At 61.1% G+C, this 22,053-nt stretch carries 17 protein-coding genes and 3 pseudogenes; 5 read left to right on the top strand and 15 right to left on the bottom strand.

Features of this window, described 5'->3' with window-relative positions; genetic code table 11:
* Nucleotides 1-3: 3 nt before the first annotated feature.
* The 4 genes and pseudogenes from AC5WNI_RS08225 to AC5WNI_RS08210 all read right to left on the bottom strand — a co-directional run bounded on the left by AC5WNI_RS08225 (nt 4) and on the right by AC5WNI_RS08210 (nt 4,253).
* Nucleotides 4-1,362 carry a 2-oxo acid dehydrogenase subunit E2 gene (locus tag AC5WNI_RS08225; RefSeq protein WP_487885563.1) on the bottom strand — a complete coding sequence of 453 codons (1,359 nt, stop codon included), beginning with the start codon at nt 1,360-1,362 and terminating at the stop codon, nt 4-6.
* Nucleotides 1,363-1,668: 306 nt separating this feature from the next.
* Nucleotides 1,669-1,827: pseudogene (locus tag AC5WNI_RS08220) on the bottom strand (biotin/lipoyl-containing protein); the annotation flags it as partial.
* A 21-nt stretch (nt 1,828-1,848) separates the two neighbouring features.
* Complete coding sequence (locus AC5WNI_RS08215; RefSeq protein WP_175088859.1) at nt 1,849-2,817, bottom strand: alpha-ketoacid dehydrogenase subunit beta; 969 nt, start codon at nt 2,815-2,817, stop codon at nt 1,849-1,851.
* A gap of 149 nt (nt 2,818-2,966) precedes the next feature.
* Entirely contained in the window at nt 2,967-4,253 is a 1,287-nt protein-coding gene (locus AC5WNI_RS08210) for a thiamine pyrophosphate-dependent dehydrogenase E1 component subunit alpha (RefSeq protein WP_487885562.1), read from the bottom strand.
* A 618-nt stretch (nt 4,254-4,871) separates the two neighbouring features.
* Here AC5WNI_RS08210 and AC5WNI_RS08205 point away from each other — a divergent pair.
* A complete protein-coding gene (locus tag AC5WNI_RS08205) occupies nt 4,872-6,128 on the top strand; it encodes a dicarboxylate/amino acid:cation symporter (protein WP_487885532.1) in 1,257 nt (418 codons plus the stop codon).
* 154 nt (nt 6,129-6,282) lie between these two features.
* Here the strand turns inward: AC5WNI_RS08205 and AC5WNI_RS08200 are convergent, their stop codons facing one another.
* The 5 genes and pseudogenes from AC5WNI_RS08200 to AC5WNI_RS08180 form a co-directional block, all read right to left on the bottom strand.
* Nucleotides 6,283-7,947, bottom strand: a complete 1,665-nt coding sequence (locus AC5WNI_RS08200; RefSeq protein ID WP_487885561.1) for an AMP-binding protein — start codon at nt 7,945-7,947, stop codon at nt 6,283-6,285.
* Nucleotides 7,948-8,515: 568 nt separating this feature from the next.
* Nucleotides 8,516-9,355 (bottom strand): annotated as a pseudogene (locus AC5WNI_RS08195) (BCCT family transporter).
* 100 nt (nt 9,356-9,455) lie between these two features.
* Nucleotides 9,456-10,082: pseudogene (locus AC5WNI_RS08190) on the bottom strand (BCCT family transporter); the annotation flags it as partial.
* 23 nt (nt 10,083-10,105) lie between these two features.
* On the bottom strand, nt 10,106-10,378 hold the full coding sequence (locus AC5WNI_RS08185; protein WP_487885531.1) for a hypothetical protein: 273 nt from the start codon (nt 10,376-10,378) through the stop codon (nt 10,106-10,108).
* A gap of 397 nt (nt 10,379-10,775) precedes the next feature.
* Nucleotides 10,776-12,803 carry a BCCT family transporter gene (locus tag AC5WNI_RS08180; protein WP_487885530.1) on the bottom strand — a complete coding sequence of 676 codons (2,028 nt, stop codon included), beginning with the start codon at nt 12,801-12,803 and terminating at the stop codon, nt 10,776-10,778.
* Nucleotides 12,804-13,070: 267 nt separating this feature from the next.
* On the opposite strand from AC5WNI_RS08180, the gene AC5WNI_RS08175 reads away from it, so the two are divergent.
* A complete protein-coding gene (locus tag AC5WNI_RS08175) occupies nt 13,071-13,628 on the top strand; it encodes a hypothetical protein (protein ID WP_487885529.1) in 558 nt (185 codons plus the stop codon).
* Nucleotides 13,629-13,820: 192 nt separating this feature from the next.
* On the opposite strand, the gene smrA is transcribed toward AC5WNI_RS08175, so the two are convergent.
* From smrA to AC5WNI_RS08145, 6 genes are all read right to left on the bottom strand, one after another.
* On the bottom strand, nt 13,821-14,462 hold the full coding sequence (gene smrA / locus AC5WNI_RS08170; protein WP_487885528.1) for a DNA endonuclease SmrA: 642 nt from the start codon (nt 14,460-14,462) through the stop codon (nt 13,821-13,823).
* 155 nt (nt 14,463-14,617) lie between these two features.
* The gene (locus AC5WNI_RS08165) at nt 14,618-15,694 is read right to left on the bottom strand and encodes an extracellular solute-binding protein (protein ID WP_487885527.1); all 1,077 of its coding nucleotides are present in this window, start codon (nt 15,692-15,694) and stop codon (nt 14,618-14,620) included.
* Between the two features lies 1 nt (nt 15,695).
* Nucleotides 15,696-16,478 (bottom strand): spermidine/putrescine ABC transporter permease PotC, encoded by a 783-nt coding sequence (gene potC, locus AC5WNI_RS08160; RefSeq protein ID WP_043333579.1) that lies wholly within the window; start codon nt 16,476-16,478, stop codon nt 15,696-15,698.
* Nucleotides 16,475-17,356, bottom strand: coding sequence for a spermidine/putrescine ABC transporter permease PotB (potB, locus tag AC5WNI_RS08155; RefSeq protein ID WP_200019777.1), 882 nt, complete (start codon nt 17,354-17,356; stop codon nt 16,475-16,477). Before potB ends, potC begins: the two co-directional genes overlap by 4 nt.
* On the bottom strand, nt 17,353-18,486 hold the full coding sequence (gene potA / locus AC5WNI_RS08150; protein ID WP_487885976.1) for a spermidine/putrescine ABC transporter ATP-binding protein PotA: 1,134 nt from the start codon (nt 18,484-18,486) through the stop codon (nt 17,353-17,355). The genes potB and potA overlap by 4 nt, the downstream gene beginning before the upstream one ends.
* Before the next feature lie 577 nt (nt 18,487-19,063).
* Complete coding sequence (locus tag AC5WNI_RS08145) at nt 19,064-20,347, bottom strand: YihY family inner membrane protein (RefSeq protein ID WP_495929100.1); 1,284 nt, start codon at nt 20,345-20,347, stop codon at nt 19,064-19,066.
* Nucleotides 20,348-20,452: 105 nt separating this feature from the next.
* Between AC5WNI_RS08145 and AC5WNI_RS08140 the strand changes: the two genes are divergently transcribed.
* The 3 genes from AC5WNI_RS08140 to AC5WNI_RS08130 all read left to right on the top strand — a co-directional run bounded on the left by AC5WNI_RS08140 (nt 20,453) and on the right by AC5WNI_RS08130 (nt 21,931).
* Nucleotides 20,453-20,812, top strand: a complete 360-nt coding sequence (locus AC5WNI_RS08140; RefSeq protein WP_487885978.1) for an arsenate reductase family protein — start codon at nt 20,453-20,455, stop codon at nt 20,810-20,812.
* A gap of 78 nt (nt 20,813-20,890) precedes the next feature.
* Nucleotides 20,891-21,523, top strand: coding sequence for an NAD(P)H:quinone oxidoreductase (gene wrbA, locus AC5WNI_RS08135; RefSeq protein WP_487885979.1), 633 nt, complete (start codon nt 20,891-20,893; stop codon nt 21,521-21,523).
* Nucleotides 21,524-21,931 carry a DUF2069 domain-containing protein gene (locus AC5WNI_RS08130; protein ID WP_487885980.1) on the top strand — a complete coding sequence of 136 codons (408 nt, stop codon included), beginning with the start codon at nt 21,524-21,526 and terminating at the stop codon, nt 21,929-21,931.
* Nucleotides 21,932-22,053 lie beyond the last annotated feature (122 nt).

Raw genomic sequence — 22,053 nt, 5'->3', positions numbered from 1 at the left:
GTCTCATGACAGCGACAGCAGCATTTCGTCAGGGTGCTCCAGATAGTGTTTCCACAGATTGCTGAAGCGCGCGATGGTTCCGCCATCGATGATGCGATGATCTCCCGCCCAGGTAATGGTCATGATGTCACGCGCACAGACATTGCCCTCGCCATCGAAGCGCGGCAGACGCTGAGTGCGACCCAGCGCGACGATGGCGACCTCCGGCTGGTTGATGATCGGCGCGGCATACGTGCCGCCCAACGCACCGATATTGGAGATCGACAAGGTACCGCCCTTGAGGTCCGCCTGGGCAACGCGCCCGCTACGCGCAGCCTCGGTCAGCCGCCCGACCTCACGCGCGATCTCGAGAATGCTCAGGCGTTCGACGCTCTTCACGTTCGGGACCATCAGTCCGCTGGCGCTGTCCACCGCCATGCCGATGTTGCAGGCGCCCTGATAGAGAATCTCGCTTTCATCCTCACTGAGGCGCGCATTGAGAATCGGCTCCTCGATGACCGCCAGCGCCATGGCCTTCATGATGAACGGCATCAGGGTCAGCCGAATGCCCTGCTGCTCGGCGCGTACCTTGAGGCGGGCCCGCAACGCCAGCAGGTCGGTGATATCGAGCTCATCGCCATAATGGAAATGCGGGATCTGCGTGCTGGCCTGTACCATGCGCCGGGCCATCACCGCCGCAACTCCCTTGAGCAGTACCGCTTTCGACTCAAGGCGTGACGACCTCTCCTCGTGACTGGCCACAGCACACGCTTCGGCAGCTGCCTTGTCGGTCTCGACAGCCTCGCCGACCTTGTGAGCATCAGCAGGCACCACGTCAGTCTCGTGAGCCTCGGATTGCTTGAGATAAGCCAGCACATCTTCCTTCAGCACCCGGCCGTTTCGCCCCGAGCCAGCAATGGCCTGGAGTTCGAGCTGATGCTCGCGCAACAGGCGACGCACGGCAGGGGTCGCGGGTATTCGAGGCCGGCTCTCCCCGTGACTCCCGTCTAGCCCACTCTTTTTGTCGCTCTTGTCGTCGCCCTCCTGGCGGTGCTCCGCCAGATACTCTGGCTGCCCCTGCTTGTGTTCAGGCGCGGTGACTTCACTCTCAGTGCTCTCAGTGCTCTCAGTGCTCTCAGCGCTTTCAGCCTCTGCCTCCTCATCAGGCACATAGGCATACAGCGGCGTATGCACTCGGGCATTTTCGCCCTGGGCATAATGGAAGCGCACGATACGCCCGGGCTCCGAGGCGGTGATCTCGACCAGCGCCTTGTCGGTCATCACATCCACGATCGTCTGGTCTTCTTCCACTGTGTCGCCTTCCGCGACGTGCCAGGTGACCACCTCACATTCGACGATGCCTTCACCGATATCCGGTAGGATGAAATCACGCGAGCGTCGTTCAAGGGCCGCGGCTGTCTGTGTGCTAGCTGCACCTTTGCTGGCTGGTTTGGCAGACGCTGACGCAGCCACATCCGACTGACTGCTGGCCGCCTGGCTGGCGGCTGACTGAGTCGGTGCCGTCGAGCGAGCAGGTGCTGCAACCGTCATGACATCGCCGGCGTGCTCATCCTCGCGCTCGCCGTGTCCGGTCTTCTCGCTATCACTGTCACTGCCATCATCCACCGCAAACAGCGGCGCATGGACACGGGCAATCTCGCCTTCCTGACAGTAAAGCTTGACCACGGTACCGGCGTGGGGCGCGGGGATCTCCACCAACGCCTTGTCTGTCATGACCTCGGCCACCGGCTGATCTTCCTCGATCACGTCGCCTTCCTTGATCAACCACTTGACCAGCTCGCACTCGACGATGCCTTCGCCGATATCGGGCAGGATGAAATCATTCATGGCGCGCATCACTCCCTGTCATCAGTAATTCAAGCTTTGCTTGATGGCCTCGTAGATCTTGAGCTCGTCCGGCAGATGCTCCTTCTCGAGCACCAGCGGAAACGGCGTATCAAGGCCAGTGACGCGCCGGATCGGCGCCTCGAGATACAGGAAACAACGCTCCTGCACGGTGGCGGCGATCTCGCTGGCAAAGCCTCCCGTCAGCGGGGCTTCATGACTGACCACCAGACGACCGGTCTTGAGCACCGAGTCACACACCGTCTTGATGTCCCAGGGCAGAATGCTGCGCAGATCGATGATCTCGCAGTCGATGCCATCCTGCTCGGCAAGCGCAGCGGCCTTCTCGATGACTTCCATCTGAGCGCCCCAGCCGAGCAGCGTGATATCGCGGCCTTCACGGATGACATCGGCCACGCCCAGGGGCAGTTCGTAATCGGCTTCTGGCACCTCGCCTACCGAGGCGCGATAGAGCCGCTTGGGCTCCATGAACAGCACCGGATTGGGATCACGAATCGCTGCCAGCAGAAGGCCCTTGGCCTGGTGGGGGTTGCGTGGAATCACGATCTTGAGGCCCGGGGTATGCGCGAAATACGCCTCGGGCGACTGGGAGTGATAGAGTCCGCCTGCGATGCCGCCACCATAGGGCGTGCGAATCGTCAGGCCGCCGACATCGAATAGATCACCGGAGCGGTAGCGGAACTTGGCCGCCTCGTTCACGATCTGGTCAAAGGCGGGGAAGATGTAGTCGGCGAACTGGATCTCGGCCACCGGCGTCGACCCCTGTGCCGCCAGCCCGTTGGCGAACCCTATGATACCCTGCTCGGTGAGTGGCGTATTGAAGCAGCGCTCTCGACCGTATTTGTCCTGCAGGTGGCTGGTAGCTCGGAAGACGCCGCCGAATACCCCGACGTCCTCCCCGAACAACACCACACGGGGATTGGCGGCCATGGCAATATCCAACGCATTGTTGATCGCCTGCAGCATGTTCATCTGTTTCTTGCCCGAGGCCGAGACCGCTGCATCCTTGCTGCCAGGCGCGGCAGACGCTTCTTTCGCCGCTGAACCCGCCGCAGCTGAGTCGCTTGTAGCTGAGTCTGTCACTGGCGTTTTCTCCAACGGCTGTTCACTCATCTGCTCGCTCATGATGTCTGGCCTCCATCTACACGCTGATGGCGTTCCTGATACACCTTGCGGCTGTCTTCCAGCTCCTGCGCAGTGAATCCCATGCTGGCGGCGCCCTTGGGGTAGGCGTGCGGGTACTTGCGAATATGTTGTTTCACGTCTTCGAGCTGCTGTGTGAGCAACGGCGTCGGCGTGTCGTAGACATCACTGATCAGCGTGTCCAACGCCGGTGGCGCCAGTTTCTCGGCGCGCTTCATGGACTCAAGCACTTCGCGACGCAGCTGATCACCAGTGGCCTTTTCCTCCTCCTCGCTCCACCAGCCTTGCGCCTCCAGCCAGTTGCGCATGCGCAGAATGGGGTCCTTGTCGCGCCAGATGGCCTCCTCCTTCTTGCTGCGATACCCGGAGGGATCATCCGAAGAGGAGTGCGCCGCCAGACGGTAGGTCATCGCTTCGATCAATACCGGCTGATTGGTCTCGACCGCGATCTTGCGCGCCGCCAGGGTGGCTTCGTAGACGGCGATCACGTCATTGCCATCCACCCGGATGCTCTGCATGTGATAGCCGAAGGCACGTGGCGCGATGCCATCGGCGGCGAATTGCTCGCATGACGGGGTGGAAATGGCATAGCCATTGTTGCGACACAGGAAGATACACGGTACCCGGTGCACGGAGGCCATGTTGAGGGCGGCATGGAAATCGCCCTCGGAGGCGGCCCCTTCACCGAAGATGGTGATGGTGCATTGCCCCTTGCCTGCCAGCTTCTGGCCGTAGGCATAGCCAGTCGCCTGGGGAATCTGGGTCGCCAGCGGCGAGGAGATGGTCATGTAGTGCAGGTCACGCGACCCATAGTGGATCGGCATCTGACGGCCCTTGCCGTAGTCGCGCTCGTTGCCGAACATCTGGTTCATGAATTCGTCACAGCTGAAGCCGCGCCAGGCCAGCGCCCCCTGCTCACGGTATTGCGCCATGATCATGTCATCGTCTTGAAGCGCCGCCGCACTGCCGATCACCGTGGCTTCCTCGCCGGTGCATTGCATGTAGAAGCTCAAGCGCCCCTGCCGTTGGGCGGCCAGCATGCGCTCATCCAGCACCCGGGTGAACAGCATCGTCCGGTAGATCTTGAGCGCCGTATCGCGCTCGATCGGGTCGCGACCGATCGGATCGCGGTCGATAGGTGAACTGTCCTGCGACTGGCCTCCCCGGGTATCGTCATTCTGACCCTGTGGCGCATCGACGGGATAAAGGGTGCCGTCCTGACGCAGGCGTTTGAAGATCGGGATGCAGAGTTCATCGCCGGTCATGAAGGCCAGATGATGCAGCACCGTCGGCCCCTGCGGCGCGATCTGGTCTGCCGTCGGCATGGCGGTCAGGTCATTCAGCTGTGGCTGCAAGCCATCGGACGGCGCGGTCCCCGGGGAGACGGGGCCGCGTGTTGTTGTATCGGACATGCTCAGCGTCCTCTCTTACCGATCAGGCGTTTGAGGGATTACCCAGCCCTCGTGAGGCCGGGCAGGCAATGACGTACCTTCAGGAATGTCGAACCGGAAGCTGTCGATTCGACGATGGCAACAGTGCCTACCATCAGACTAGTGGAAAGTCGCTCTGGCGGCCTAACAGTTAACGTTAACGTCAAGGTATCGCAAAGACAGACGATATGCCTGCCTGACAACTACTTCTTTGGTGGAACCTTTTGCGGCATGAGCTCATGCGCGTTCTGCATAGAAAGCTGAATTCGCGTGTAATGACACTTTTTTGCGACTAAAGGTGCAGAGGGTGAGTGCAGGCTGACTGTTAATCTTCCCGCACCAAAAAAGTGCTTAATGCAGTGCGCAATCGTGACAAGGCATCGAGACGACAGACTCGGGCGCGCCCTGAGCATCATCAGCGATGATCATCGCTAGACACCTAAGGAAAGTTCCATGAGTGATTCCTCCCGCCCTAACCTGTGGCGCCGTTTGCCGTTGTGGCAGAAGATCCTGGGCGGCCTCGCCCTGGGGATACTCGCTGGCGCCCTGATGGGAGAAAGCGCCAGCATGTTCAAGCCGCTGGGCGATATCTTCATCAATGCGATCAAGATGCTGATCGTGCCGTTGGTCTTCAGCACCCTGGTGGTCGGTATCACCTCGATGCGTGACCCGCAGAAGATGGGCCGCATCGGCGGCAAGACCATCGCCCTCTACCTGCTGACGACCGCCTTCGCGATCGCCATCGGCATGCTGGCCTCCAGCATCTTCCAACCGGGTGCCGGCTTCGAGTTCAACTTCGACAAGGCGATGGAAACCAAGGACGCGCCTTCGCTGGTGCAGATTCTGGTCGACCTGGTGCCGAGCAACCCGATCGATGCGCTGGCCAACGGCAACATCATGCAGATCATCGTCTTCGCCATCGGGATCGGCATCTCGCTGATCATGATCGGCGACAAGGGCGAGCCGGTAGTGCGCGTCTTCGATAGCTTCGCTGAAGTGATGTACAAGCTGACCGAGTTCGTGATGGCCTTCGCGCCGTTTGGTGTCTTCGGCCTGATGGCGCACGTCTCCGGCAACTACGGCCTGGATGTGCTGCTGCCGCTGGCCAAGGTGATCGGCGTGGCCTACTTGGCGAGTATCGTGCACGTGCTGGTGGTCTACTCCGGCCTGCTGGCGACGTTGGGCAAGCTGAATCCGGTGCGCTACCTGCGCGGTATCGTCGATGCACTGGTCGTGGCTTTCTCCTCAGCCTCAAGCTCCGGTACCCTGCCGATCTCCATCCGCTGCGCCCAGAAGAACCTCGGCGTATCAGAAGGTGTCTCCGGCTTCGTGCTGCCGGTCGGTGCGACCATCAACATGGATGGCACCGCCATCTACCAGGGCGTGGTGGCACTGTTCATCGCCCAGATGACCGGCATCGAGCTGTCGATGATGGATTACGGCATGATCGTGCTGACCGGCACGCTGGCCTCCATCGGCACCGCCGGTGTACCGGGCGCCGGCCTGATCATGCTCTCCATCGTATTGAGCCAGGTAGGCCTGCCGCTGGAAGCCATCGCGGTGATCGCCGGCATCGACCGTATCCTCGACATGGCGCGTACCACCGTGAATGTCGCGGGCGATCTGATGGTCACCACCCTGGTCGGCAAGTCCGAAAGCGAGCTGGATCTCGAGATCTACAACGCGCCCCAGCACAAGAAGGACGCCTGACGGCAGGCTCAGGCGCTCGCTCCAGCGCCTGGCCTTGCAATACGTATCGTAAACACGAACGCCCCGCTCAATGAGCGGGGCGTTCGTGTTTCAAGGGCTGTGTTTAGGCTCCGTGTTTCAGGCTGTCACCAACAGGGAGAGATCAACGGCATGATCAGGCAGATTCCGGCGGCGAGTCGCGCAGTTCACGTCTGAGCACCTTGCCGACGTTGGTCTTGGGCAACTCGTCGATGAAGACCACCTGACGCGGCACCTTGTAGCTGGCCAGTTCCTTGCGCGACCAATCTCGCAGCGCATCCGCCTCGAGCTCTGCGCCGTCCTTGAGCACGACATACAACTTGATTGCCTCCCCACTGCGCTCATCCACCACGGAGACGGCGGCAGCCTCGAGCACATCCGGGTGACGCACGATGACGTCCTCGACCTCATTGGGATACACGTTGAACCCGGAGACGATGATCATGTCCTTCTTGCGATCGACGATGCGCATATAGCCATCGTCCTGGAAGACCGCGATGTCACCGGTGCGCAGGAAGCCATCGGCAGTGAAGCTGTCTTTCGTCGCCTGCTCACGCTGCCAATACCCCTTCATCACCTGCGGCCCCTTCACGCACAGCTCGCCCGGCTCCCCCATCGCGACCAGCGCGCCTTCATCGTCATACAGACGCACCTCGGTGGAGGGCATCGGCCGACCGATGGTGCCGAGCTGTATGGCATCCAGCGGATTGAACGACACGATCGGCGAGGTCTCGGTCATGCCGTAGCCCTCGGAGATATCACTGCCAGTGACCCGCTTCCACTCTTCTGCTGCCTTGCGCGTCAGCGCCACGCCTCCTGAGGTGGTGATCTTGAGCTTCGAGAAGTCCAGTGCCTGGAAGCCGGGGTTGTTGCACAGCGCCACGAACAGCGTATTGAGACCGACGAACATCGTGAAGTCGTGCTTTTGCAGCGTCTTGACGAAGCCCGGGATATCGCGCGGATTGGGAATCAACAGGGTGTGATTGCCTTCACTGAGCATGCACGCCAGATGAATGGTGAAGGCGTAGATGTGATAGAGCGGCAACGGCGCCACCAGCGTCTCGTGGCCGGGGTTCAAACCCTGCGTCAGGGCCATCTTGCCTTGCAGCATGTTGGCGAGCAGGTTGCGGTGAGTCAGCATCGCGCCCTTGGCGACCCCGGTGGTGCCGCCGGTGTACTGCAGCACAGCGATATCATCGAGTGCCAGTGTCGGCCGTTCCCAGCGCTCGGCCTTGCCCTGCGAGATGGCCGTGCGCAGCGGAATGGCGTCAGGCAGGTGGTAACTCGGCACCAGCTTCTTGACGTGCTTGACCACGGTATTGATCAACAGTCGCTTGAAGGCCGAATGCATGTCGCCCAATTCACAGACCACCACGTACTCGAGGCCAGTGCGCTCCCGCACGCGTTCGACCTTGTCCGCCATGTTGGCCAGCACCACCAATGCCCGCGCGCCGGAATCATTGAACTGATGCTCCATCTCACGTTCGGTATACAGCGGATTGGTATTCACCAGCACCAGGCCTGCCCGCAGTACGGCGAAGGCCACCACCGGAAACATCAGTGTATTGGGCAGCTGGATGGCGACCCGATCGCCCGGTTTCAGGTCGGTCTCATGCTGGAACCAGTCCGCCAGCTGGCGACTAGTGGCGTCCAGCTCCGCAAAGCTCATGGTGCGGTCCATGCAGGTAAAGGCAGGACGCTCGCCATGCGCCGAGCAGGCCTTCTCCAGCATGTCCATCAGGGAGTCGTAGCCGCTGAAATCCACCTCCAGGGAAGACCGCAGGCACGACATGCCGCTCATGTCGCCTGCCGCTGGCTGTGCTCTCGAAGCGTCGGGCGAGGCACCTGCCATGTGGGAGGGTTCTGTCGTGGAGTCGAGAGTGGAATCGGGAGTGGACTTGCCTGACTCATCGGGTCGAGCCGCTAGGGGATCATGCATGGCGTTGCTCCTTGATCAGTACGTGGGGCGCTCGGCGTCACTGCCCCCGTCACCTTGTTGTTGTAGGACGTTGTTGCAAGACGTCGTCATGAGACTAGATCGTAAGACATCGTGGTGAGGCGCTGCTGGGGCTCCGTCGGGTGAGTGTCAGTCTATGGGGGCCCTCACTGTCGACAGCATAGCCGCAAACCAATGCTGCGCGCCGTTGGCGGAATCGATGGACCTGCCAACATTGGAACATACGTACGTTTGATATTGCCTTGCGACCTTGGTGACATGCGCAGGCCTGCTCCGATGCAGAAAAATCGCTGTCGTTAACCGCCTTCTCACTCGAAAGCGAGAAACAACGAGGCCCCTGCCCAGGGGCAGAGGCCTCATGTCTTGCACACCGAACGCCTACGTCAGGCACATACGTCTGGCAAGCGGCAACTCACGATAGGTCGCGGACCTCGTTCTCGATCATCTTGCGGATATGCTCCTCGTTCTCGATCATCGATTCGCCGTCCTCGCGCAGCGATTTCAACAGCCCGGTCGTCATGGCGATCAGCACGAAGGTGAACGGCAAGGCGCCGGCGATCGAGGCAGCCTGCAGGGACTTGAGCGCCTGATCGCCTCCCAGCAACAGCAGGATCAAGGTCACGGCGCCCAGCATCATGCCCCAGATGATGCGTTGCTGAACCGGGGGGCGACGACCGAAGGCCAGCAGGCGCCCCAGCACCAGGATGCCGGAATCCGCAGACGTGACGAAGAAGATGATTACCACGACCACCGCTGCCACCTTGGCTACGGTCGCGGCGATGCCGGGAGTGAGCACCTCGAACGAGTGGTAAAGGGTGCCGGCGTAGTCCCAGTTGGTGACCGCAGCCGTGTAGATGCCCATGTCGGCCCCGTACAGGGACTGATGGATGCCCGCCGAGCCGATGACGCCGAACCAGACCAGCGCGATGATGGAGGGGATGACCATTACCCCGAGAATGAATTCCCGGATGGTCCGGCCGCGCGAGATACGGGCAATGAACATGCCGACGAAACCGGCCCAGGCGATCCACCAGCCTCAGTAGAAGATGGTCCAGCCGCCCTGCCACCCCCGCTCATCCGGCGTGCGCGCCGTCCACAGTGTCATCGAGACGCCATCGGTGAGGTAATCGCCAAGCGCAGTGATGGAGCTCGCGATCAGATAGTTGGCGTCGCTCACCAGCAGGAAGTAGGCAAGGATGCCGAGGCAGACCCAGGTATTGAAGGTGGAAAGCAGCTTGATGCCACGTGCCACGCCGCTGGTCGCTGGTCGCTGGTCGCTGGTCGCTGGTCGCTGACAGGGTAGCGATGACGCTGATCAACACGATGGAGACCACGGTCACCATGCGAGACTTCTCTTCGATGAGACCCAGTGACATCAGGCCGGAGCCGATCTGCTCGACGCCCAGACCCAGCGTGGTGGCGATGCCGAAAATGGTACCGAACACGGTCAGGATATCGACGGTGTGCCCGATGGGCCCGTAGATCCGGTTGCCGATCAGCGGATAGAGAGCCGAGCGCATCGAGAGTGGGAGGCCCTTACGGAAGGCGAAATAGGCCAGAGACAGCCCGACGATGGCATACATGGCCCAGGCGATCGTGCCCCAATGAAAGACGGTGAGCTTGATGCCGCCGGCGGCCGCTTCCGCGACGCGGCTGTCAGGCACCGGGAAGCCTTCGTCCCCCGGCATGAGACCACTCGTCAGGGCGGCCTGCTTGGCCTCGAAGAAGGCGGCGACGGCCGCCTTGACGTCAGCACTCAGAAACGGATTACCGCCGCTCCAGTCACTCGCGAAATGGATCATGGGCTCGGACATCGAGAAGAACAGTATGCCCGCGCCGGTCCCGCAGCCGAACAGCATCGAGAACCAGGCAAAATTGCTGAACTCGGGACGTTCATCGTCGCGCCCCAGCCGAATCTTGCCGACACGCGAACACATCACGTAAAGACAGACCACGAAGGTCGAGAACATCACCAGCACGTAGTACCAGCCCAGGGTGCTCTCTATCCAGGACTTGATCCCAGAAACTGATCGCTGGCCGTCTTTCCCAACAGAATCGCGTAGAGAATGAAGAACACGGTCATGGTGATCGCGGTGATTCCGAGCGTCGAGTTGAGCCCCTTCAGGACACCTCGCTGCTCGATGAGTGCATCCAGCTCCTTTCCTTTCAACATGTTCCTACCTCGTGACAGGTTTTTATTGTCATTTTTCATGATGCCGCTGTCGTCGTTCGTGACATTGGTACCGTCGTGCATGACAGCGGTATCGTTGTTCATGACTGCGGATGCCGGGGCTCAAGGGACCTCAGTCGTCATGGGGCCATTGCGGGCAGATCCCGCTCACTTCCGGTCATTCATGGGCGGGAAACCTGGCAGGCGACAACACCGCGGCATGTCATCAGGCCCCTGCCGATAGGCGATTTTGTGGGAAGAATTCATGCTAGAGCCCCCTGCTTGCGAGACAAATAAGATCTCGACGTCGCCTGGATAAGCAGCGCTAATGACTGAGCCGAGAAATAGAGGCCTCCTATTCCTGCGTCTTTCGACAGAGGTAATGTCCAGGTCGGTTCTTGCAAGGAGTCTCATCCAGACAGGCAAAAGCCCCTGGCGGATTTCTCCACAAGGGGCTTCTGTATCATGACGACGCGTGAAGCGTCACTGACTGCCTGTCAGGTCATTGACCGACGGACTGGCTCAGACGCAGCTGGTGCAGGTAATGCATATGACGTTCGTACTGCTCGAGCAGATCATTGATAACCTGGTCCTTGCTGTAGCCCATCAGGTCATAGGACTGACCGCCTTCCTTTAGGAAGACTTCGGCACGACAGTAATCCTCTTCATCGCCCTCGTCTTCCTGATCCAAATTGAGGTCCGGACGCAAGTGAGAGCGAATGCGTACGCCATAGATGAAGTCGTCTTCCTCACCGTGGCGCGCATTGAAGTAGACGCGGTCACGGCTGGTGGTGACTTCGACCTCCAGCCCCTGGCCGCGCAGCTCTTCGGCCAGCTCCTGCATGCCTTCCGCGACAGTACCGCGCAGGAAGCCACGTACCATGGCGCGCGTCGGAAAGCTCATCAGGTGCTGGGCGCGCTTGCGCCAGTTGCCCTTCTCGCCCATCGGCGTCGCGGCTGCGGTATTGACCGACAGGGAGCGGCGCTTGACGGACTCGAGATTGAGCTGACGCAGCAGCCCGAATATCGCGGCCAGCAGGATCATGCCGAACGGCAAGGCGGTGGCGATGGTGGCTGTCTGCAGCGCCCCCAGACCACCGGCCAGCATCAGCACGACAGCCAGAAGACCCACCGCGAAGGCCCAGTAGATACGCTGCCAGGTCGGGGTGTCTTCACGACCACCGGAGGCCAGCATGTCGACCACCATCGAGCCGGAGTCCGCCGAGGTGACGAAGAACACGATGACCATCACCAGCGCGATCATCGAGGTGATGGACGACAGCGGAAGCTGCTCGAGGAAGGTGAACAGGGCCAGCGAATAGTTGTCGTTGACGGTATCGACCAGCGCCGTGACGTTCTGTTCCAGAATCATCGAGATGGCGGTGTTGCCGAAGATGGTCATCCACAAGAGGGTGAAACCGGCCGGTACGAACAGCACGCCGATCACGAATTCCCGGATGGTACGGCCGCGCGAGACACGCGCGATAAACATGCCGACGAACGGAGACCAGGACATCCACCAACCCCAGTAGAGCAGCGTCCAGCCACCGATCCAGTCATTGGGTTCGTAGGCGTAGAGCTCGAAGGTCTTGCCGACGATATCCGCCATGTAGAAGCCGGAATTCTGGACGAACGCCTTGAGCAGGAAGGCGGTCGGGCCGAGCAGCAGCACGAACAGCAATAGCACCACGGCAAGGCCGAGGTTGATCTCGGACAGGATACGGATGCCCTTGTCCAGGCCGGTCACGACCGAGATGGTGGCAAGTCCGGTGATCACGACGATGATCGCGACCTGGGTCCAGTCATTGTTCGGCATGCCGGTCAGGTGCGAGAGCCCAGCATTGACCTGTGCCACGCCGTAGCCCAGCGTGGTGGCGACACCGCAGACAGTACCGACGATGGCGAAGATGTCCACCGCATGGCCGATCGGGCCGTAGATGCGCTTGCCGATCAGAGGATACAAGGCACTGCGCAGCGTCAGCGGCAGGTCATGGCGATAACTGAAGTAGGCCAGAATCAGCGCGACGATGGCGTAGATCGACCAGGCATGCAGCCCCCAGTGGAAGAAGGTCAGCTTCATCGCTTCACGTGCGGTCTCGACCTGCTCCGGGGTGCCCGTCGGTGGATTGAGGAAGTGCATCACCGGCTCGGCAACGCCGAAGAACATCAGACCGATGCCCATACCCGCCGAGAACAGCATCGCGAACCAGGTGACATTGCTGTAGTCCGGCAGTGAGTGGTCCGGACCCAGTCGAATCTCGCCATGACGAGAGAAGCCGACATACACCACCGAGATCAGCACGATCGCCACACACAGGATGTAGAACCAGCTCACGGTGTTGGTGATCCAATGCTGGACCGATTCAAACACCGACATGGCCGTGTCCGAGAACACCGCGGTGAAGATCACCAATAACAGGATGATGGCATTCGCGCCGAAGAAGACCGGCGGGTTGACCTTGGCAAACAAGCCGGTGCGCGGCTCGGCACTGGCAGCTTCGCCACCGCCCGCTGCAGGGGTATTGCGCATGGAGATTTCCTTGTGAGTGTCCGGGAGAGACGCCGTGAGCTGTCTCGGCGCCCTGCTGGCAAACAACACTATAATGAAAAAACATGATCAGATTGCGCGCGGATAATATCACCTAATGCCTACATGACCAATGTCTTGTCCAACTACCGTCCAACTTACTGGCAAGCACATGGCGCAGGATGTCATTTGTTTTCTTGATGCTTGCACGCTGGCACCCAACGCCATTGGCACACTCAAAAGCCATGCTGGTCACACAGGAGTAAACGCATGAGTCGCAACCATCATTCCGGCAAGGCCCCCTTGCGCGCGCTCGCGCTGTCTCTCGCCCTGTTGAGTGCCCTGCCGACCACGTCCGCCATGGCGGGCCCGGGGCATGGCCGCTTCGACGGGCCGGGCTACATAGGCCCCAACATCGTGATCCGGCATGGTGAGCCCGGTCGGCTGGTTCGCTGGGCTCCGGGTGGCCCGGGGCACGGTCATGGCCTGCCCGCAGGGGCGCGCGGTGTCTGGGTGGGCGCTACGCTGTATTACCTGGCGGCAGGCACCTATTACCTGTGGGAAGAGAGTCAACAGCAATACCTGCCCGTCCAGGCCCCCGCTCAGGCGACACTCACGGCCGCGGCGGTCGATGTCATCGCCTACCCCACCAAGGGCCAGAGCGAAGACCAGCAAGCGCGTGATCGCTATGAGTGCCATCGCTGGGCCAATCAGCAGAGTGGCGCCGAAGCCAATTCCGCGCCGCCGCCCGTGACCGCCAGCAACGCAGTCACCTATCGCCGCGCGCTGAGTGCCTGCTTCACCGGTCGCGGTTACAGCGTGCAATAGGCAGCCCGAGGCATGAGGCTTCGCTGAAGTTCATGGCTCTCAGGTCAAGGCTGAGATCCGAGAGCTGGAAACCATGAGCATGAAAAAGCCCCGCCAGCTCGCGACGATCGCGGTCTGGGGGGCTTTCTTGTATCCATTGTCGGCTTTCAGTTGTCTGATTTGGCTGCTTGCGGGGTTTGCGGCTCGTGGCGATCAGCCGCGCCGCTTCTGATGCCGTTCGCGGTTGTTGTCACGCGCCGTGCGGGATTTGCGCAGCATCACCAGCGTCGCCCCCAACCCACCGTGGCGCGGTGTGGCACTGCTCCAGGCCTGCACCTCGGGCATCTGCTCCAGCCAGTGCACCAGGTAGGCACGGATCAAGGCGGCATGCGATTCGCTATCACGCCCCTTGCCATGAATCACCAGCAGACAGCGCAACTCGCTGCGCCAGGCCTCCTGGATGAAGCGATGCACCTCACGGCGACATTCGATGAGCGGACGACGCATCAGATTGAGCTGCGCCTCGGGTGGGTAACCGCCCTGGCGCAAGCGCTCCAGCACACCGGTCTGGATACCATCGCGGCGAAACTCGACCGGGTCATGCGGCGAGAGATGCTCCACGTAGCTGTCGGACAGCCCGTCCAGCTCGTTGCCTAAGGTCTTCTGCGCGTCTTCACGCCGTACCAGCTGAGCCTCGCTGGGGCCCTTGCGGGCCGTGGTGACATCGGCGCGGTCCTTGCCGCGCGTCAGAGGAGCAACGCCTTGCATCTCACGACTGAACAGATCATCCGCCTCGGCACTGCTCAACTCACGGGCATGCGCCGCCGACATCATTGCAGGGGAAAAACGTGACATGGCACCCTCCAGTCTTCACCAGGACGTGTCAATTACGTGGAGCGCGCAGTCAAGGTCGACAAACGACGACGCCCCGAGACAGAGCATGCCTCGGGGCGTCGGTTCAGCTCAAGTCGCTGACGTGATTTCTTGCGTCATCACGATTCAAACACCGATCAATGCCCGGTCTTGAGCTGCTCCCAGTACTTCTGATAGATAGACAGCGCATCGCCGACATCGGTCTGGAATTCGCCACGAGCGAGATCCAGTTGAGTCGGGAAGACCACCGGATTGTCACGCACTTCCGGGGCCATCATGTTCTTCGCCGCCAGGCTCGGCGTGGTGTAACCCACGTACTCGCTGATTTCCTTGCTGACTTCCGGGCTGATCAGGTAATCGATGAACTGATAGGCCGCATCGACGTGACGCGCGTTGGACGGAATCGCCATGGTGTCCATCCACAGGATGATGCCTTCCTCGGGATAGACATACTCGACCGGCACGCCTTCCTGGTTGGCCTGATAGACCTCACCGTTCCAGATCAGGCCGGCATCGACCTCGCCCTGCATGAAGGGCACGCGCGCCGCATCGGAGTTGAAGGCACGCACGTTGGGCATCAACTGGGTCAGCTTCTCGTAAGCCGCCTTGATCTCGTCCGGGTCCGTGGTGTTGCCACTGAAGCCGAGGCTTGCCAGCGCGACATGGAAGACTTCGCGCATGTCATTGGAGAGCAGCAGCTTGTCACGATACTTGTCGTTCCACAGATCGTTCCAGCTAATCAGCGCGCCCTCTTCGACATAGTCCGGGTTGTAACCGATACCGGCACTGCCCCACATGTAAGGCACGCTGTACTGGTTGCCCTTGTCGAAGTCACGATCGACCAGGTTGGGGTCGAGGTCCTCGAAATGATCGAGCTTGCTGACATCCAGCTTCTGCAGCAGGCCTTCACGCGCCATCTTGTCGATGTAGTAGGTTGACGGGAAGACGAGGTCGTAGCTGTTGTCGCTGTTCAGCAGCTTGAGCTTGGCGTACATCGCTTCGTTGGAATCGAAGGTGGAATAGACGACATCGATACCGGTCTGCTCTTCGAAGTGCTCGATGACCTCATCGGGCATGTACTCGGTCCAGTTGTAGACGTAGAGGACCTTGTCGCTGTCATCCGCAGCCAGTACGGGGGCGGATGTGGCCACGGAAGCCAGGCTGACGGCAGCCATCAGGCCAGCGGCGCGCAGCGGGAAACGGGTACCTTGCATGTTATTTTTTCTCCTTGAGCAACAACTGTGAAATCAACAGCAGACAGAGCGACAGCCCCAACAGCAGGGTTGCCAATGCATTCACTTCAGGTTTGAGCCCCAGTCGCACCATCGAGTAGATGCGCAATGGCAGCACCTCGAACGTCGGCCCGGTGACGAAGGTCGAGATCACCACATCATCCAGCGACAGGGTAAAGCTCAGCAGCCAGCCGGAGGCGATCGCCGGCATCAGCGCCGGTACCAGTACGTGCCAGACGGCGCGGGCTTCACTGGCGCCGAGATCACGCGCCGCTTCCAGCAACTGGGGGTTGATGCCCGTCAGGCGGGAATAGACGGTGATCACCACGAACGGCAGACAGAAGGTGGCGTGCGAGACCAGCAGCGAGAAATAGCCCAGCTGGATCCCCAACGCAATGAACAGCGCCAGGAAGGCGATCGCCATCACGATGTCCGGCATCATCATCACCGTGAACAGCATGCCATTGAGCAGTGGCTTGCCACGGAAGCGATAGCGATAAAGCGCGGTGGCCGTCAGTGTGCCGATCAGGGTCGCCAGCGTCGCCGCCGTCACCCCGAGCCACAGCGTATTGAGCGCAGCCTCCATCAGATTGCCATTGCCCAGCAACTTGTCGTACCAACGCAGGCTGAAGCCGCCCCACACGAAGGGATTGCGTGAATCATTGAACGAGATGCCGATCAATACCAGGATCGGCACATACAACAGCGTGAAGATCAGCGTCAGATAACAGCGGCTGAACCAACGCAGCGCGGCGCTCGCCTTCATAGGGTCACCTCACGCTTGAAGAGCTTGACGCTGCGGTAATAGGCCAGCAGCAGGAACGCCATCACCAGCGTCAGCATCACGCTGATCGCCGCGCCGAAGGTCCAGTTGTTGGCCTCCAGGAACTGGCCCTTGATGATGTTGCCGATCAGCGGATGGCGTGAGCCGCCCAGCAGGTCCGAGACATAGAACATGCCCATCGCCGGCAGGAACACCAGCAACACGCCCGCGATGATGCCTGGCATGGTCAATGGCAGCACGATATGTCGGAAGGTGGCCAGGCCATTGGCGCCCAGGTCCCTGGCCGCTTCCAGCGTCGGGCGACTCAATTGCTCGAAGACGGCGTACAGCGGCAGAATCATGAACGGCAGCAGCATGTAGACCAGTCCCACGATCACCGCCTCCTCGGTATACAGCAGGCGCAGCGGCGCATCGATCAGGCCCAGATTCATCAGCACATCGTTGAGCAGCCCGCGCGTCGCGATCAGCGTGCGCAGGGCGTAGATGCGGATCAGCGAGTTGGTCCAGAACGGAATGATCACCAACAGCAAAAGCAAGGGCTGCAGGCGCGGACTGGCCCGTGAGATCATCCACGCGAAGGGATAACCGAGCAGCAGGCAGATCAGCGTCGTGATCAGGCCGATCCACAGCGAGTGGCCAAAGACACTCAGGTACACAGGGCTGATCATCTGACCATAGTTGGTCAGAAAGCCCTGCCACAGAGTGCTCAGCGACAGCTCGCCGCCCAGCAGCTGTCCGGTGTTTTCCGGCATCAGACTGACCAGCACCACCAACAGCGTCGGGGCCAGTACCAGCACGATCAGCCAGCCCCAGATGACGGCCAGGGTGGCGGTCTTGAAGGGGTTGCGTACCAGACTCATGCACCCGCCTCCGTCACGGCTGGCTCATCATCGGGCAGGATGATTTCCCAGTCCGGCACCCAGCTGACGCGCACGCGCTCGCCGAGGCGGTAATCGAAGTCAGGGTCATCTTCGTCGAAGAATTCGCTGGCCAACAACTGCTGACCGCTGTCGAGCTCCAGTACCGTATCCAGCGTCATGCCCTTGTAGTTGCGCTCGATGACACGCGCCGGGAAGCCTTCGCTGTCCTCGGCACCCTTGAGTCGCATGTCTTCCGGGCGCAACAGCACCTGAACCGCCTCTCCGCCCTGATAGGTGCGGCCATGGCCGCTGAGCTCCAGCGTCTGACCGAGCAGCATTATCTCGATGCGTCCGGCGGTCGCCGCGGGGCGCACGACCTGCGCTGCCAGCTGGTTGATCTCACCGACGAAGCGCGCCACGAACAGCGTGCTCGGGGACTCATAGACCTCACGCGGCGTACCGATCTGCTCGATGCCTCCTTCGCGCATCACCACCACGCGATCGGACATCGACAACGCCTCTTCCTGATCGTGGGTGACGAACACGAAGGTGATGCCCAGGCGACGCTGCAGACGCTTGAGCTCGTTCTGCATCTGCTTGCGCAGCTTGTAATCCAGCGCCGACAGCGGCTCATCCAGCAGCAGGACGCGGGGGCGCTTGACCACGGCTCGGGCAATCGCGACGCGCTGCTGCTGCCCGCCGGAGAGCTGGTCCGGGCGGCGGTCCGACAGATGGGCCAGTTGCACCATCTCGAGTGCTTCGCGCACCCGCTCATGAATCTCGGCCTTGGCGACCTTTTCCATGCGCAGCCCGAAGGCCACGTTGTCGTAGAGATTCATATGCGGAAACAGCGCATAGCTCTGGAAGACGGTATTGACCGGACGCTGATGAGCGGGGCGCTCATGCAAGACCGTCGACTCGAGCGTGATGGTGCCGACATCCGGCGATTCGAAGCCGGCGATCATTCTCAGCACGGTGGTCTTGCCGCAACCGGATGGGCCCAGCAGCGTGACGAACTCACCATCGTTCAAATCCAGGTCAAGGCTGTCCAACACCTTGCGATTACCAAAGGTCTTGGCAATGCCACGCAGCTTGACCAGTGGGGTCTTCTCAGGAGCAGAGCTTTTCATCGGCGAGTTGTCACCTCCAGCGGGCACCGCGAACAGCGCCCTCATGCATGTCAGGCGCGCCAGGGACTGGCACGCCACATCGTCAATTCCATCGTGCCTTCCCACCGGAGGACTGCCAACTCTGGCCTCGTCTCTCCGTTCGTTTTGACGCTGGCGCAAAGATCGCATCAGCCTGCGAGCAAGACGCCGTCGCCAGCCTGGCATGCCAACCTTTGACTTGCGTGTCTGATCGGCGAGCAGCCGCCAGCTGACCTGACTCGCCCATTTCTCACCCACACCTCGCTCATACCTCACCCGGGCTCTTCAGCGTGCAAGCCGAATTGCGGCAAGTCGGGCGTGCGATTCCGTTTCATGCGCGAGAGACAATAGGCAAAGGAAAAGGCCCGAACAGTTGTCGGGCCTTTTCCTTGGCGTCAATCACTGGTGGCCGCCTGAGGCGTCATCGATTTCGGCATCGGGCAACAGCTTCGTCATTGACATCCGCCTCACCCCCCGTCGGGGTGAGCAGACGGCACAGGGTGCGCATTCTGCCCATTCGGCATCAGACTGTCACCTTGCAATCGCGTCCCAGTGCAGCTCAGGATGTCGCAAGCTGCGGATCTTTCGGGTCTTTTTCCTCTTGATGCACGGCCTCATCACCCACTTCACCGACACTGGGCAGCACCTCGACCAGACCACAGGTCATGCGCTCCTTCTCGGCGGCACGTGCACGTTCCAGCGCTTCACGCAGGGGTTCCAGACGCGGATGCGGCGCTTCGCCCGCCTCTCCGGCCGGCAATTCCCACGGCAAGGCGTGCGCCATCTCCCACAGCGAGTAATGGCTGAGATCACGCCCGAGCACCCATTGGCCATCCTGGGTCTGACTGGCGATGTTCTCGGCAATCAGCGGCTTGAGCACACGCCGATAACGACTGCCCAACACCTCCGTGAGGCGATCATCGGAGAGCGGCTCACCGCGTTCATGGGCATCCTTGAGCAGCATCACGGCGCCGAGGGTCTGCCAGAACGGCGGCCAGCGATGCCAGTCAGCGTTGGAGCGCTCACCCATCCAGGCCGCGACTTCCGCCCCCAGCAGCACGATGCACCAGGACAGGAATACCCACAGCAGGAAGAGCGGCACGGCCGCGAAGGCGCCATAGATGGCCTGATAGGACGGGAAATGCGTCACATAAAGTGAAAAGCCCGCCTTGGCCAACTCCAGCGCCAGCGCCGTGGTCAGCGCGCCGACCGCGGCGTCACGCAGGCGAACCTTGCAGTTGGGCACCGCAGCATAGATGAAGGTGAAGGCCGCAGCGCTCAACAGCGGCGGCAACAGACGCAGCAGCAGGGCCTTGCCGCCCAGCATCTCGGCGGCCGAGTCGAAGAAGGACAGCGAAGTCAGAAAGGACGACAGCAAAAAGCCCGAGCCCAGCATCAGCGGCCCCAGCGTCAGGACGGCCCAGTACATCAGGAAGCTCGACAGGCCCTTGCGCCCTTCCGGCACCTGCCAGATGGCATTGAAGGCACCTTCGATGGTGACCATCATCATCACCGAAGTCACGAACAGGAAGATCAGCCCCACCGAGGTCAGATTGCGCGCCTGTCCGGAGAACTCGTTGAGATACTCGAGCACCGTAGCCCCGGTCGAGGGCAGAAACTGGGAGAACACCGTCGTCTGCAGCTGATCGCCCACGCCGTCGAAACTCGGGATGACGGCGAACATTGCATAGATGACTGTCATCAGCGGCACGATGGCGAACAGCGTCGTATAGGTCAGTGCCGACGCGGTCTTCTTGCCGTCGTGATAGTTGAAACGTGATACCAGCTTGAGGATGACGCCGATGGCGGGCATGACCCGCGAGATCCCTGGCAGTTGTGGCATTCTTGTGCGCCCCTCTACAATGCGTGCCTGATTCATTCGCCACCGCCGGCCATGGCCAGTAGCGCTTGCGTGAAATCCATCACCTGTCCGGAAACGGAGACAGTCATGTCAACATTGAAACTCTACCATAACCCACGCTGCTCCAAGTCACGGGAAACACTGGCGCTTTTGACCACACGCCTCGAGGGCGATGCCTTCGAGACCGTCCGCTATCTGGATAATCCCCTTGATCGTGAACAGCTCGAGGCCCTGGCCGCCCGAGTGGAAGGCGGCGCGCGGGCTCTGACCCGTGAGAACGAAGCCGAGTGGAAGGCACTGGGGCTTGTCGAGCCCAGCGATGCGCAACGCCTTGACGCGATTGCCGCAACGCCGAAATTGATGCAGCGGCCGATTCTCGATGATGGTACGCACGCCGTCATTGGTCGCCCGCCCGAAGATGTGCTGGTGCTGTTGAGCGACGCCTGATCCCCTGACGACAGGGTATGCTCACGCAAGCGCCCCGCTTGCCCCTTTCGATAGATTGTCATCCACCTGAGGAAGCTCATGTCCGCAACGACCCCCGACGCGACGCCGTACGTCCTCGTCCTCTACTACTCGCGCCATGGTGCGACCCGCACGCTGGCCGAGCAGATCGCCGCCGGTATCGAGTCCATCAGCGGTGTCGAGGCACGCCTGCGCCGGGTGCCCGAGATCTCGGCCACCTGCGAGCAGACCGAGCCGGAAATCCCCGACAGCGGGGCCATGTATGTCGAGCTGGACGACCTGCGTCACTGTGCGGGCCTCGCGCTGGGCAGCCCGACCCGCTTCGGCAACATGGCGGCGCCGCTCAAGTACTTCTTGGACTCCACCAGTGAGCTGTGGATGAACGGCGCCTTGATCGACAAGCCTGCCACCGCCTTCAGTGCCTCAAGCTCTCTGCATGGCGGTCAGGAAACCACGCTGATCACCATGCTGATCCCGCTGCTGCATCATGGCATGGTGTATGCCGGTGTGCCCTACAGCGCCACCGAGTTGCTCGAGACCACCCAGGGCGGTACGCCCTACGGCACGACCCACGTCAGCGGCAAGCGTGGCGACAACGATGTCGATGACAACGAACAGCGCCTGGCACTGGCGCAAGGCAAGCGTATCGCTCGCCTGGCCCTTGCCATGCAACCTCTCAGGGAGACGAAATAGATGCGTGCCTGGCTTGAACGACTGGAACGTGAGCAGGGCCTCGACGCGCTCGAAGCCAAGAGTCGTCGGGGTGTGATCGCAAGTTTTGCGGCCGTCGCCCTGCTGCTGCTGATCGGCGGCATTCAGCTGATGGCGCAGAGCGAGAACAGCGGACTGCTGCCGCTGTTGATCCGCCTGCTGCCCATCGCTTTGTTTCTGCCCGCCATCTTCACCCGCCGGGCACGTGGTCATGTCTGGCTGGCGTTCGTCAGCCTGCTCTACATCATGCAGGGCGTGATGCTGGCCGGTGTGCCTGGCCACGCCGTCATCGGCGTACTGGAAGCACTGGCGGCGCTGGGGCTGTTCATTTCCAGCATGGCTTACGCCCGTTTCCGCTCGCGCAACCTCAAGCGCCAGCCGCAGGCCTGATCAAGCCCTGACCTCTCCATTGCCCGCCCTTCTCGTCGCGCCTTGTTCGACTAAAATAGCCGTCCAGAATAGGCGACTAGAATAGCCGTAAAATAGCCGACGAGAATGGCGGGTATCGGTTT

The sequence above is a fragment of the Cobetia sp. PDI-12MA genome (genome assembly GCF_059507695.1).
This window is presented reverse-complemented; position numbering and strand designations above follow the sequence as displayed.

Coding starts and splice junctions, on each gene's coding strand:
- smrA (WP_487885528.1), bottom strand. CDS start 14,462: ATGTCACGTTTTTCCCCTGCAATGATGTCGGCGGCGCATGCCCGTGAG.
- AC5WNI_RS08210 (WP_487885562.1), bottom strand. CDS start 4,253: ATGACCGGCGATGAACTCTGCATCCCGATCTTCAAACGCCTGCGTCAG.
- wrbA (WP_487885979.1), top strand. CDS start 20,891: ATGTCCGCAACGACCCCCGACGCGACGCCGTACGTCCTCGTCCTCTAC.
- AC5WNI_RS08185 (WP_487885531.1), bottom strand. CDS start 10,378: ATGAACAACGATACCGCTGTCATGCACGACGGTACCAATGTCACGAAC.
- potB (WP_200019777.1), bottom strand. CDS start 17,356: ATGAGTCTGGTACGCAACCCCTTCAAGACCGCCACCCTGGCCGTCATC.
- AC5WNI_RS08200 (WP_487885561.1), bottom strand. CDS start 7,947: ATGAGCGGCATGTCGTGCCTGCGGTCTTCCCTGGAGGTGGATTTCAGC.
- AC5WNI_RS08165 (WP_487885527.1), bottom strand. CDS start 15,694: ATGCAAGGTACCCGTTTCCCGCTGCGCGCCGCTGGCCTGATGGCTGCC.
- AC5WNI_RS08130 (WP_487885980.1), top strand. CDS start 21,524: ATGCGTGCCTGGCTTGAACGACTGGAACGTGAGCAGGGCCTCGACGCG.
- AC5WNI_RS08175 (WP_487885529.1), top strand. CDS start 13,071: ATGAGTCGCAACCATCATTCCGGCAAGGCCCCCTTGCGCGCGCTCGCG.
- potC (WP_043333579.1), bottom strand. CDS start 16,478: ATGAAGGCGAGCGCCGCGCTGCGTTGGTTCAGCCGCTGTTATCTGACG.
- AC5WNI_RS08205 (WP_487885532.1), top strand. CDS start 4,872: ATGAGTGATTCCTCCCGCCCTAACCTGTGGCGCCGTTTGCCGTTGTGG.
- AC5WNI_RS08215 (WP_175088859.1), bottom strand. CDS start 2,817: ATGAACATGCTGCAGGCGATCAACAATGCGTTGGATATTGCCATGGCC.
- AC5WNI_RS08180 (WP_487885530.1), bottom strand. CDS start 12,803: ATGCGCAATACCCCTGCAGCGGGCGGTGGCGAAGCTGCCAGTGCCGAG.
- AC5WNI_RS08140 (WP_487885978.1), top strand. CDS start 20,453: ATGTCAACATTGAAACTCTACCATAACCCACGCTGCTCCAAGTCACGG.
- potA (WP_487885976.1), bottom strand. CDS start 18,486: ATGAAAAGCTCTGCTCCTGAGAAGACCCCACTGGTCAAGCTGCGTGGC.
- AC5WNI_RS08145 (WP_495929100.1), bottom strand. CDS start 20,347: ATGCCACAACTGCCAGGGATCTCGCGGGTCATGCCCGCCATCGGCGTC.